Source organism: Pseudomonas sp. Sample_11 (assembly GCF_004307505.1).
Classification (GTDB): domain Bacteria; phylum Pseudomonadota; class Gammaproteobacteria; order Pseudomonadales; family Pseudomonadaceae; genus Aquipseudomonas; species Aquipseudomonas atacamensis.
This window is the reverse complement of record NZ_RCOD01000048.1, coordinates 1-11,816: the sequence shown is the minus strand read 5'-3', so window position 1 is coordinate 11,816 and position 11,816 is coordinate 1. Positions and strand designations below refer to the sequence as shown.

Sequence of the window (11,816 nt, the reverse complement as noted above, 5' to 3'; positions counted from 1 at the left end):
CACAATAAAAACAACGGGTGGCATATATGAGAGCAACCATAAATTACAGTCTGGCAATCGCGGGGATTTGTCTGGCAATGCCTACGTCATCACATGCGCTGGAGTTCGGCGGCTATCTGCGCAGCGGGGTCGGTACATCGGTCAACAGCAGCAGCCAGTCGTGTTTCCAATTGCCCGGCGCGCAGACCAAATATCGCCTCGGTAACGAGTGCGAGCAGTACGGTGAGCTCGAGCTGCGCCAGGATCTGTACACCCTCGACGACGGCTCGGTGCTGAGCGTCGACGGCATGGCCTCGCTGTATAACCGCTATGACCGCAGCCTGACGTTCAAGGAAGACAACGGCTCGATTCGTTTGCCGCAGGCGTATGCGCAATGGTCGGCGATGCCCGCGCTCAACGGCGGCTCGCTGTGGGCAGGGCGGCGTTACTACAAACGTAACGACATCCATATTTCCGATTTCTATTACTGGAACCAGAGCGCCACCGGGGCAGGCATTGAAGACGTGTTGCTCGGCGGCCTGAAATACAGCTACGCCTTTTCGCGCAAGGACAACCTTTACCAAAAGGATTACATCAACCGCCACGACTTCAATGTCGGCGGTTTCAACAGCAACCGCGGCGGAGAACTGGAGTTCGGCCTCAGCTACATCGACAAGCCCGACAGCCGCGATGCCCACCGTGGCTGGGCGATTACCACTCAGCATGTGCAGCAGGACTTTTTCGGTGGCAAGAACAAACTGGCGCTGCAATACGGCGAAGGGCCGGGCACCGGATTGGGCTATACCGGTAACGTCAGGCTTGATGACCGCAACAAGAGCTATCGCATCGTCGAGTTCTTCGACTGGCAACTGACGCCACGTTTTGGCGGACAATTCCAGGCGGTGTATCAGAAAGATATTCGTCAGGGCGGCGCCGATCAGAACTGGCTGTCCCTCGGTGTGCGTCCGGCCTATGCACTGAGCGAGCAGTTCAAACTGGTGACCGAACTGGGTCACGATCAGGTCGAGGCGGCGGACGGCACGCGCAAGCTGAGCAAGTTCACCTTTGCACCGACCTGGTCACCGAAAGGCCCGGAATTCTGGGCGCGGCCCGAGGTGCGTCTGTATTACACCTATGCCAGCTGGAACCAGGCAGCCAAGCGTGCCGCCAACCTGTTGGCCAAAGGTTCGGCGCTGTCCGACACCGGCGCGTTCGGCAACGCACGGCACGGGGCCAATGTCGGGCTGCAGGTTGAATACTGGTGGAAATAAGCAAAGCGGCTGCGACCGCTCATTCAATCAATACAAGCTCAGGTGATGTCATGGCCACACCCCAACAATTGCAGCTGCTGGCTCCTTTATCCGGCGTGCTGATGGCGCTGGACCAGGTGCCCGACCCGGTATTTGCCGGGCGGATCATCGGCGACGGTTTGTGCATCGACCCGACTTCGTCAACGCTCTGCGCACCGTTGGCCGGTGTGATCAGCGATGTGCAGACCAGCGGGCACGCGCTCACCATCACCAGTGATGCGGGTGTTCAGGTGTTGATGCATATCGGCCTGGACACGGTGAATCTCGCCGGCGAAGGATTCACCCGCCGCGTTGAAGCGGGGCAGCGGGTCGAAGCGGGGCAGGCGCTGATCGACTTCGATGCTGACTACATTGCCCTGCATGCGCGCAGTTTGTTGACCTTGATGCTGGTGGTCAGCGGCGAGCCGTTCGATTCACTCGTTGGCTCAACCGGGTTGGTCGAGGTGGGCCAGCCAGTGCTGGACGTCGTGGTCGGCGCAGCCGTTGGCGAACATCCAGCGCCGGTGCCGGGCGACGCGGTGTTCTCGCAGCCGATCAACCTGCCCAATCCCAATGGCCTGCACGCGCGGCCGGCGGCAGTATTTGCCCAAGCGGCCAAAGCATTTTCAGCGACTATCCATCTGCACAAGCTGCGAGCGCAAGCCAACGGCAAGTCCCTGGTGGCAATCATGGCGTTGCAGACGGTCCATGGCGACAGCGTGCAGGTCAGCGCCGAAGGTGAAGATGCCGAAGCAGCGGTCGCAGCGCTGACACGCTTGCTGAACGAAGGCTGCGGCGAAGCGGTGACAGCGCCCGTACCGGTCGAAGCCGACGCAGCAGAAATGCCGAACATCCTGCGCGGTGTCTGCGCCTCGCCCGGTTCGGCGTTGGGACAAGTCATGCAGATCGTCGAAGCGTCGCTCACGGTCAACGAGTTCGGCGCCGAGCCGCCAAGCGAACGGGAGGCGTTGAGCCAGGCCCTGATCGAAGCCGACATGGCCCTGCAACATCTGCGCGACACCGCCAGCGGCCAGGCGCAGGCGGAGATCTTCAAGGCGCATCAGGAACTGCTGGCCGACCCGAGCCTGCTGGATCAGGCCCGGGCGCTGATCGACGCGGGCAAAAGCGCGGCGTTTGCCTGGAAGACCAGCACCGATGCAACGGCGGCGATGTTTCGCTCGCTGGGCAATGCCTTGCTGGCTGAGCGCGCGGCGGATCTGGATGATGTCGGCCAGCGCGTGCTGAAGCTGATCCTTGGTGTTCACGAACAAGCGCTGGAGTTGCCGGACGACACCATTCTGATCGCCGATCAGTTGACCCCGTCCCAGACTGCCGGGCTCGATACGCGCAAGGTGCTCGGGTTTGCCACCGTTGGCGGTGGCGCCACCAGCCATGTCGCGATCCTCGCGCGAGCCTGCGGCTTGCCGGCGATCTGTGGCATGCCATTGCAAATGCTCGGGCTCGGCAACGGCACGCGGGTGCTGCTCGATGCCGACAAAGGCGAATTGCAGTTGCACCCGGACGCCGAGTCCATCGATCAATTGCGCACGCGGCATGAGCGCCAGCGCAAGCGTCATCAGCAGGAACTGGCGCAGGCCAGCGAGGCGGCTTGTACCCGTGACGGTCAGCACATCGAAGTCACCGCCAACGTTGCCTCGCAGGGCGAAACCGCCCAGGCCATGGAGCTCGGCGCGAGTGGCGTTGGCCTGCTGCGTTCGGAATTTCTCTACCTGGGCCGTCAACAGGCGCCGAGCCATGACGAACAGGTGGCCACTTATAGCGCCATCGCGCGCACCATCGGGCCGGCACACAATCTGGTGGTGCGCACCCTCGATGTCGGTGGCGACAAACCGCTGGCCTATGTACCGATGGACAGCGAAACCAATCCATTCCTCGGTTTGCGCGGCATTCGCCTGTGTCTTGAACGACCGCAACTGTTGCGCGAGCAGTTCCGTGCAATCCTCGCCTGCTGTGAACTGACGCGTCTGCACATCATGTTGCCGATGGTCACGAATCTGGCCGAACTGCGTCTGGCGCGGCAGATCCTCGAAGAGGAGGCGCGAGTAGTCGGCATTAGGCACATGCCGAAGCTGGGAATCATGATCGAAGTGCCTGCCGCAGCGCTGATGGCCGATGTGCTGGCGCCGCACGTGGATTTTTTCTCCATCGGTACCAACGACCTCACCCAATACACCCTGGCCATGGATCGTGATCATCCGCGTCTGGCCAGCCAGGCGGACAGCTTTCACCCTTCGGTGCTGCGCCTGATTGCCATGACGGTTAAGGCGGCCCATGCCCACGGCAAATGGGTCGGCGTCTGCGGCGCCATGGCGTCTGAACGCCTTGCGGTGCCGTTGCTGCTGGGGCTGGGTGTGGATGAATTGTCGGTGAGCGTGCCGTTGATTCCGGCGATCAAGTCGGCGGTGCGCGAAGTGAATATGGCCGACTGTCGAATCATCGCCGAACAGGTCTCGAACCTTGAGAGCGCCGCCGACGTGCGCGCAGCCTTGCAGCAGTTTCATGGGGCGAAAGTCGATGCCTCGCCGGTTATGGAGAATTGAACATGTTCGACAAATTGCAGCAGGCATTCTGGAAAGCACTGACGCCGGATATGGTACCGGACGAGGCAAACATTACCGCCGATGCGGTTGCCGGCTTGAACGCCGAGATCGTCGCCGCGCTGGGCGGTGTGGATAACCTCAAGTCGCAGCAACCGCTGGCGCTGACCCGGGTGCGGGTGACGTTGCATGACGAGGCACGGGTCGACCGTCAGGCCCTGAGTGTCGCCGGTGTGGCGGGCGTCATGCCGCTTGAGGGCGGCGTGCTGCACCTGATTACCGGGCTGCGCGCATAAGGCCGACAAGACGTGCGGCCGCAGGTCGCCCTTACTGTTTCTCAACTGCGGGTGTATCGTATTCGCCTTTTTGCGGATCCCTCGGGGTCTGTCGCTGATACGTGAGGTAGTTGAGTTCATGTCCTTTACCCGTCGCCAAATCCTCGGTGGCCTGGCCGGTCTTGTTGTCGTTGGCGTGGGCGCGGGAGGCGCGTCGCGTTACTGGCTGGGCAAGATGGCCGACGCCGAGGCCGGCCACGACTATGAACTGATCGCCGCGCCGCTCGATGTCGAGCTGGTGCCGGGCCACATGACCGAAGCCTGGGCGTTCGGCCCGTCGGCGCCGGGCACCGAATTGCGCGTGCGCCAGGGTGAATGGCTGCGGGTGCGTTTCATCAATCACCTGCCGGTGGCGACCACCATCCACTGGCACGGCATCCGCCTGCCGCTGGAAATGGACGGCGTGCCTTATGTGTCGCAACTGCCGGTATTGCCGGGCGAATACTTCGACTACAAATTCCGCGTGCCGGACGCCGGCAGCTACTGGTATCACCCGCATGTCAGCAGCAGCGAGGAACTGGGGCGCGGGCTGGTCGGGCCGCTGATCATCGAAGAACGCGAGCCGACCGGCTTCAAGTACGAGAAAACCCTGAGCCTGAAGAACTGGCACATCGACGAGCAAGGCCAGTTCGTCGAATTCAGCATCCCCCGCGAAGCGGCCCGTGGCGGTACCGCCGGGCGCCTGTCGACGATCAATGGTGTGCCGCTGCCGGTGATTGATCTGCCGGCCGGGCAGATCACCCGGGTGCGTCTGCTCAACCTCGACAACACCCTGACCTATCGCATCAACATCCCCGGTGTCGAAGCGAAGATCTACGCGCTGGATGGCAACCCGGTCGAGCCCCGCCCGTTGGGCAAGGAATACTGGCTCGGCCCCGGCATGCGCATTTGCCTGGCGATCAAGGCGCCGGCGGCGGGTGAAGAGTTGTCGCTGCGTAACGGCCCGGTGCGTCTGGGCACGCTACGTTCAGTCGCCAACACCGACGCGCCGACGGACTGGCCGAAAGCCCTGCCGGCCAACCCGGTGGCCGAGCCGGATCTGGCCAATGCGGAGAAACTCAACTTCAATTTCGAATGGGTCGGCTCGGTCTCGGTGAACACCGAAAACGGTAAACCGCCGAGCCTGTGGCAGATCAACGGCAAGGCTTGGGACATCACCGACAAGACCTGTGCTGACCGACCGATTGCCAGCCTGAAACTGGGTCAGAGCTATATTTTCGAACTGAAGAACATGACCCAGTACCAGCACCCGATCCACCTGCACGGCATGAGCTTCAAGGTGATCGCGTCGAACCGGCACAAAGTCGTGCCGTATTTCACCGACACCTATCTGCTGGGCAAGAACGAGCGTGCGCAAGTGGCGCTGGTGGCGGATAACCCGGGGGTATGGATGTTCCACTGCCATGTCATCGACCACATGGAAACCGGCCTGATGGCCGCGATCGAGGTGAAGTGATGCGCCAGATCCGCCCGGCGGCGATCATCGACCGCAGCCGCGACCGCGACTTCATGCGCGAAGCCCTGACCCTCGCCGCACAGGGCGCCGCCCTCGGTGAGGTGCCGGTGGGCGCGGTGCTGGTGCACGATGGCGTGATCATCGGTCGCGGCTTCAATTGCCCGATCAGCACCAGCGACCCGAGTGCCCACGCCGAAATGGTCGCGATCCGCGCCGCCGCGCAGGCAGTGGATAACTATCGCCTGCCGGGCAGCACGCTGTATGTGACGCTGGAACCGTGCAGCATGTGCGCCGGGCTGATCGTGCATTCGCGGGTGGCGCGGGTGGTGTACGGCGCGCTGGAACCCAAGGCCGGGATTGTGCAGAGTCAGGGACAGTTTTTTACCCAGGGCTTTTTGAATCACCGGGTGTTGTATGAGGGGGGGGTGCTGGCTGAAGAATGTGGTGCGGTGCTGACCGAGTTTTTCCGCGCCAGACGCACCAAAAGCCCCTCACCCTAACCCTCTCCCAGAGGGAGAGGGGACCGACCGAGTTGGATGGACCAAATCCGCCGAACTGAAATACCGAGTCGGACGCAAGTTTTGAAAAGCTCAACAATCAGCTCCCTCTCCCTGGGGAGAGGGCTGGGGTGAGGGGCAGGCCTACCGCGGTCATGGGAAAATACGCTTACTTCCTGGCGACGATAACCGCACGCATCGGCGCCGGCAGCCCTTCAATGGTTTTGCTGTGATCCTCAGGATCCAGAAAATCACTCAGCGACTGATACTTCATCCACTCCGTCCCGCGTTGTTCTTCCACCGTCGTGGTACTGACATCCACACAACGAATATCGGTGAACCCGGCTCTGCGCAGCCACAATTCCAGCGCCGGCACCGACGGCAAAAACCACACGTTGCGCATCTGTGCGTAGCGATCTTCCGGCACCAGCACCTGATGCTTGTCGCCTTCGACCACCAGGGTTTCCAGCACCAGTTCCCCACCCTTGACCAGGCAATCCTTCAGCGCCAGCAAATGCTCGATCGGCGAGCGACGGTGGTAGAACACGCCCATGGAAAACACCGTGTCGAAGCCTTCCAGATTCGGCGGCAGGTCTTCGAACGGGAACGGCAGGTGCCAGGCATTCGGCTCGGACAAGTAACGCTGCACCGCCTGGAACTGGCAGAAGAACAGCCAGTTCGGGTCGACACCGATCACGCTGTCGGCACCGGCGCCGAGCATGCGCCACATGTAGTAGCCGTTGCCGCAGCCGACATCGAGAATGCGTTTGCCCTTCAGGTCGAGGTGCGGGGAGACGCGCGACCACTTCCAGTCCGAACGCCATTCGGTGTCGACATGCACACCGAACAGGTCGAACGGCCCTTTGCGCCACGGCGACAGCCCCATCAGCGCGGTGCGCATCTGTGCGCGGGTGTCGTCGTCGCAATCGGTGTCGAGTTTCAGGCCGTTGAGCAGGTCGACTTCGCTTGGCTGGATCTTCGGCAAGGCGTCCAGCGCACTTTGCCAGCGCTCCAGATCGCCGTGGCCTTTGTCCATTTTCTTGTCGAGTTGCGCTTGCAGGGTGTTGGCCCATTCGGCCAGCGGGGTACCGGCCAGACGGCGGGCGAGGGGGGACAGATCAATCATGGCAAGGCAATCAACGAGGCAAAGTTAAGACACTGGAACCACGGCACGACTTTCGAGAACCCGGCGGCCAGCAGGCGTTCGCGGTGTTCTTCGAGGCTGTCGGGCTTCATGACGTTTTCGATGGCGCTGCGCTTCTGGGCTATTTCCAGTTCGCTATAGCCGTTGGCGCGTTTGAACGCCACGTGCAGATCGGTGAGCAGCGCATGCTCTTCGGCATCGTTGAAGCGCAGCTTCTCCGAGAGAATCAGCGCGCCGCCGGGCAGCAACGATTGGCGAATGCGCGAGAGCAACGCGGTGCGCTGGTCCGGGGCGATGAATTGCAGGGTGAAGTTCAGCGCCACCACCGAGGCCGGTTGAAACTCCAGCGCGAGGATATCGCCCTCGATCACCTCGACCGGCAGCAATTCCTGAAACATCGAATCCTGACCATTGAGGTACTCACGGCAACGCTCGACCATCGCCGCCGAGTTATCCACAGCAATAACCCGGCAACCGTCGGTGCGCACATGACGGCGCAGGGCTTGAGTGACTGCGCCGAGCGACGAACCGAGGTCGTAGAGCACGCTGTTCGGCTGGGCGAACTGCGCCGCGAGCACGCCGAGGTTTTCGACGATGGTCGGGTAACCCGGCACCGAGCGCTTGATCATGTCCGGGAACACCCGCACCACGTCTTCATTGAAGGCGAAGTCAGGCACCTGGGCCAAAGGCTGGGCGAATAGGCGATCGGGTTCTTTGCTCACGGCGGCGTCCGGCGGTGTCGGTGGAAAAGGCCGGCATTTTAGCCAAAGTGGGGCATGGATGCTTGAATTGCTGATAAGCCGCTTCGGTGCGGTTAAAGTCGGGTGATTCGGCGACTTTGAGTCGCCGCGCACGAGGCGATCTGTAGTTGTGAGTCACGCTCTGCGCAGCTCGGCGGGCCAAGGCTGTCTCAGCTGTCGATATAATTGACTGCGAAATTCCCGTTCAGCTTGATTCCAGGGGTTATCACACCGCCGTAGTCCTGGACCGTATCGATGGCATATACGCCGGAGACGGACTTGGAGAAATGGTCAACGGTCAGCTTCAGGATCATGCTGATCGGCGTATATCGTATGTTGGCCTTCCCCGTCTCGGTGTCGACCTTTACCTTGGCATGGCCGAGGTTGTATTCGGCAGTCACGATGTCGTTATCGAAAGTGAACTCAATCTTGTAAATATCCTGATCAAGTGGGAGATAGTCTGCGCCCGTGATGGTAATTCGCTCGGTGCGGAATGCATTGACTAAAGGAAAGCTGAACGCATCAGCGCCTTCAATCTGGCACGTGAAGGCGTTGGCTTGGGGTTTGAAATCCTTGTCTTGATTGCTCATGGCCGTTCCTTGAGTACGCGACAGCTCATGGGGAGCTGCTCTGCGTCCACTCTAAACGTGAGTGGGAAGGACTGGTAACTGACAGAAATGACAGTTTTTTATACGAATAGATCATGGGATCGTGCGCGGTTATCGCGAATGAGAAGAAGGATTCGCGAACCCGATCATTCCACGGAAATGGCGCAGTCAAAGGTTTCTACTGGCAGCACTTCCGGAGCCCACGGTTGTTGCGAGGTCAGGCGCAAGCGACCGGTGCCGGCCGCGAAGGCCTGGAAGCGCCAGGTCGAAACCCCCGCTGCGCCCACCACGCCGGCATCTTCCGGATTGCTGTAAACCTCCGGGCTGAGCGCGCGCAACACGCCGCCAGCCGAATCCTGAATCGCCCAGCGGTAGCCGGTGGTCGGGTTGCTTGGCAGGCTGATGATCAGGTTTTGCCCGACGTTGAGCCGCACGGGGCATTCGCTTTGTTTTTCCACGGTCACGTTGTGTTTCGGTTGCGTGGCGCAGGCCGCCAGCAAGGAAAGGGCGAGGGGGAGAAACAGGCGAGTGGGGGACATAAGGTCAGCAGCTCCGGCGGTTACGACGAACGGCGAGCATAACTGAAGATGAGACAAAGTGTGACGGTCAGGGAGTTCCTTGTTGGCAGCACTGAAGCCATCGCTGGCAAGCCAGCTCCCACAGGTTTCTCGGTTGACCACAAGATTTGTGGGCACATTGAACATTGTGGGAGCTGGCTTGCCAGCGATAGCGGTACATCAGGCACTACATGATTGTCAGAAGAGTACCTTCGCCACATCCGCAAACCGCTTGGCAAAGTGCACGGTAATCCCTTCCTTCAGGTAATCCGGCAATTCCTCAAAGTTACCCCGGTTCGGCTCCGGCAGAATCAGCTCGAAAATCTTCTGCCGCCGCGCTGCGATCACTTTCTCGCGCACGCCGCCGATCGGCAGTACATGCCCGGTCAGGGTCAGTTCGCCGGTCATCGCCACGCCTTTTTTCGGTGGCTGATTACGCGCGAGGGATAGCAGGGCGCTGGCCATGGTTACGCCGGCGCTCGGGCCGTCCTTCGGCGTTGCGCCTTCGGGCACGTGCAGGTGGACGAAGGCTTCGTCGAAGAACTTCGCGTCACCACCAAACTGCTTGAGGTGCGAGCTGACGTAGCTGTAGGCGATCTCCGCCGATTCCTTCATTACATCGCCGAGTTGCCCAGTGAGCTTGAAGCCACGATTCAAGGTATGAATCCGCGTGGCCTCGATCGGCAAGGTCGCGCCGCCCATGCTGGTCCAGGCCAGGCCGGTAATCACGCCGGTGCCGGACAGCACTTGCTCATTGCGGAATACAGGATGGCCCAGCGAGGCTTCGAGGTCTTTCGGGCCGAGTTTGATCACCGCTTTCGGATCGTCGATCAGCTTCATCACCGCTTTGCGCACCAGTTTGCCCATCTGCTTTTCCAGCTGCCGCACGCCGGCTTCACGGGCATAGCCGTCGATCAGGGCTTTGAGCGCGGTGTCGCTGATGCTCAGGCTGCCTTTTGATACGCCGGCCTTTTCCAGCAGTTTCGGCCACAGGTGACGCTTGGCGATGGCGACTTTTTCTTCGGTGATGTAGCCGGACAGGCGAATCACTTCCATTCGGTCGAGCAACGGGCCGGGGATCGAGTCGAGGGTGTTGGCGGTGCAGACGAACAGCACCTTCGACAGATCCATGCGCAGGTCGAGGTAGTGGTCGAGGAATTCGACGTTCTGCTCAGGATCGAGAGTTTCCAGCAGCGCCGAGGCCGGGTCGCCCTGGTAGCTCTGGCCCATTTTGTCGATCTCGTCGAGCATGATCACCGGGTTCATCACCTCGACGTCTTTCAACGCCTGCACCAGTTTGCCCGGCTGCGCGCCGATGTAGGTGCGGCGGTGGCCCTTGATCTCGGCTTCATCGCGCATGCCGCCGACGCTGAAGCGGTAGAACGGCCGGCCGAGGGATTCGGCGATGGATTTGCCAACGCTGGTTTTACCCACGCCCGGTGGGCCGACCAGCAGCACGATCGAGCCACTGATCTCGCCTTTATAGGCACCAACGGCGAGGAATTCGAGGATGCGATCCTTGATGTCGTCCAGACCCGCATGGTGCTTGTCGAGGATTTTGCGTGCGTGCTTGAGGTCGAGTTTGTCCTCGCCGTACACGCCCCACGGTACCGATGTTGCCCAATCCAGATAATTACGCGTAACCGCGTACTCCGGCGAGCCGGTTTCCAGGATCGACAGTTTATGGGTTTCTTCCTCGAGGCGTTTCTGCACCTGCGCCGGCAGGGTTTTGCCTTCAAGACGCTGCTGGAACTGTTCGAGGTCGGCGCTGCGGTCGTCCTTGGTCAGGCCGAGTTCCTGCTGAATGACCTTGAGTTGCTCCTTGAGGAAGAACTCACGCTGATGCTCGCCGATCTTGCGGTTAACTTCAGCGGAAATCTCTTTTTGCAGACGCGCTACTTCGACTTCCTTGCGCAGCATCGGCAGGACTTTCTCCATGCGCTTGAGCATCGGCACGCAGTCGAGCACTTCTTGCAGCTCGGGGCCGGTGGCGGAGGTCAGGGCGGCGGCGAAGTCGGTCAGCGGCGATGGGTCGTTGGGGCTGAAGCGGTTGAGGTAGTTCTTCAGCTCTTCGCTGTACAGCGGGTTGAGCGGCAACAATTCCTTGATCGCATTGATCAGCGCCATGCCATAGGCCTTGACCTCGTCGGTCGGCTCGGTCGGCTGGTGCGGGTATTCGACTTCGACCAGGTACGGCGGGCGATGGTGCTTGAGCCAGGTCTTGATGCGCACGCGGCTCAGGCCTTGGGCGACGAATTGCAGTTTGCCGTTTTCGCGGCTGGCGTGGTGGACCTTGACCAGCGTGCCGTATTCGGGGAGGGCGCCGGTGTCGAAGTGGCGCGGGTCTTCCTGGGGCGTGTCCATGAAGAACAGGGCCAGGGAGTGGTGTTCGGATTTGCTGACCAGTTCGAGGGTTTCGGCCCACGGCTCTTCATTGACGATGACCGGCAGGACCTGGGCCGGGAAGAACGGACGGTTGTGGATCGGGATGATGTAGACCTTGTCCGGCAGGTTTTGCCCGGGCAGTGCCAGGCCGGTGCCGGAGGAGGTGTGTTCGATGTGGTCGGTTTCGTAATCGTCGTGGTTGTCCGGGCGATCTTGCTGGTCGGTCATGGGGCACCTGCGCAATGGGGTATGGGGTGTTAGATGGGGC

Annotated in this window: 10 protein-coding genes; 5 read left to right on the top strand and 5 right to left on the bottom strand. The window is 61.1% G+C overall.

Annotated features, from left to right (window positions below):
* Positions 1 to 26 precede the first annotated feature (26 nt).
* The 5 genes from D8U60_RS11700 to tadA all read left to right on the top strand — a co-directional run bounded on the left by D8U60_RS11700 (position 27) and on the right by tadA (position 6,117).
* Positions 27 to 1,250 carry a carbohydrate porin gene (locus D8U60_RS11700; protein ID WP_130900176.1) on the top strand — a complete coding sequence of 408 codons (1,224 nt, stop codon included), beginning with the start codon at positions 27 to 29 and terminating at the stop codon, positions 1,248 to 1,250.
* Between the two features lie 50 nt (positions 1,251 to 1,300).
* Positions 1,301 to 3,829, top strand: a complete 2,529-nt coding sequence (gene ptsP / locus D8U60_RS11695) for a phosphoenolpyruvate--protein phosphotransferase (protein WP_130900175.1) — start codon at positions 1,301 to 1,303, stop codon at positions 3,827 to 3,829.
* 2 nt (positions 3,830 to 3,831) lie between these two features.
* Positions 3,832 to 4,122: a PTS transporter subunit EIIB gene (locus D8U60_RS11690; protein ID WP_130900174.1), complete on the top strand. Its 291-nt coding sequence runs from the start codon at positions 3,832 to 3,834 to the stop codon at positions 4,120 to 4,122.
* Between the two features lie 118 nt (positions 4,123 to 4,240).
* Positions 4,241 to 5,617, top strand: coding sequence for a multicopper oxidase family protein (locus D8U60_RS11685; protein WP_130900173.1), 1,377 nt, complete (start codon positions 4,241 to 4,243; stop codon positions 5,615 to 5,617).
* Positions 5,617 to 6,117, top strand: coding sequence for a tRNA adenosine(34) deaminase TadA (tadA, locus tag D8U60_RS11680; protein ID WP_071173476.1), 501 nt, complete (start codon positions 5,617 to 5,619; stop codon positions 6,115 to 6,117). The genes D8U60_RS11685 and tadA overlap by 1 nt, the downstream gene beginning before the upstream one ends.
* Before the next feature lie 166 nt (positions 6,118 to 6,283).
* On the opposite strand, the gene cmoB is transcribed toward tadA, so the two are convergent.
* From cmoB to lon, 5 genes are all read right to left on the bottom strand, one after another.
* The gene (cmoB, locus tag D8U60_RS11675; RefSeq protein WP_056790120.1) at positions 6,284 to 7,240 is read right to left on the bottom strand and encodes a tRNA 5-methoxyuridine(34)/uridine 5-oxyacetic acid(34) synthase CmoB; all 957 of its coding nucleotides are present in this window, start codon (positions 7,238 to 7,240) and stop codon (positions 6,284 to 6,286) included.
* The gene (cmoA, locus tag D8U60_RS11670) at positions 7,237 to 7,980 is read right to left on the bottom strand and encodes a carboxy-S-adenosyl-L-methionine synthase CmoA (RefSeq protein ID WP_016773355.1); all 744 of its coding nucleotides are present in this window, start codon (positions 7,978 to 7,980) and stop codon (positions 7,237 to 7,239) included. Before cmoA ends, cmoB begins: the two co-directional genes overlap by 4 nt.
* Before the next feature lie 188 nt (positions 7,981 to 8,168).
* Positions 8,169 to 8,588, bottom strand: a complete 420-nt coding sequence (locus D8U60_RS11665; RefSeq protein WP_130900172.1) for a hypothetical protein — start codon at positions 8,586 to 8,588, stop codon at positions 8,169 to 8,171.
* Positions 8,589 to 8,752: 164 nt separating this feature from the next.
* Positions 8,753 to 9,145, bottom strand: coding sequence for a protease inhibitor I42 family protein (locus D8U60_RS11660; protein ID WP_110603681.1), 393 nt, complete (start codon positions 9,143 to 9,145; stop codon positions 8,753 to 8,755).
* A gap of 216 nt (positions 9,146 to 9,361) precedes the next feature.
* Entirely contained in the window at positions 9,362 to 11,776 is a 2,415-nt protein-coding gene (lon, locus tag D8U60_RS11655; RefSeq protein ID WP_024014191.1) for an endopeptidase La, read from the bottom strand.
* Between the last annotated feature and the right edge of the window lie 40 nt (positions 11,777 to 11,816).

Excerpts from the sequence above, each read along its gene's own strand:
- D8U60_RS11700 (WP_130900176.1), top strand. The coding sequence starts at position 27 with ATGAGAGCAACCATAAATTACAGTCTGGCAATCGCGGGGATTTGTCTG.
- ptsP (WP_130900175.1), top strand. The coding sequence starts at position 1,301 with ATGGCCACACCCCAACAATTGCAGCTGCTGGCTCCTTTATCCGGCGTG.
- D8U60_RS11690 (WP_130900174.1), top strand. The coding sequence starts at position 3,832 with ATGTTCGACAAATTGCAGCAGGCATTCTGGAAAGCACTGACGCCGGAT.
- D8U60_RS11685 (WP_130900173.1), top strand. The coding sequence starts at position 4,241 with ATGTCCTTTACCCGTCGCCAAATCCTCGGTGGCCTGGCCGGTCTTGTT.
- tadA (WP_071173476.1), top strand. The coding sequence starts at position 5,617 with ATGCGCCAGATCCGCCCGGCGGCGATCATCGACCGCAGCCGCGACCGC.
- cmoB (WP_056790120.1), bottom strand. The coding sequence starts at position 7,240 with ATGATTGATCTGTCCCCCCTCGCCCGCCGTCTGGCCGGTACCCCGCTG.
- D8U60_RS11665 (WP_130900172.1), bottom strand. The coding sequence starts at position 8,588 with ATGAGCAATCAAGACAAGGATTTCAAACCCCAAGCCAACGCCTTCACG.
- D8U60_RS11660 (WP_110603681.1), bottom strand. The coding sequence starts at position 9,145 with ATGTCCCCCACTCGCCTGTTTCTCCCCCTCGCCCTTTCCTTGCTGGCG.
- lon (WP_024014191.1), bottom strand. The coding sequence starts at position 11,776 with ATGACCGACCAGCAAGATCGCCCGGACAACCACGACGATTACGAAACC.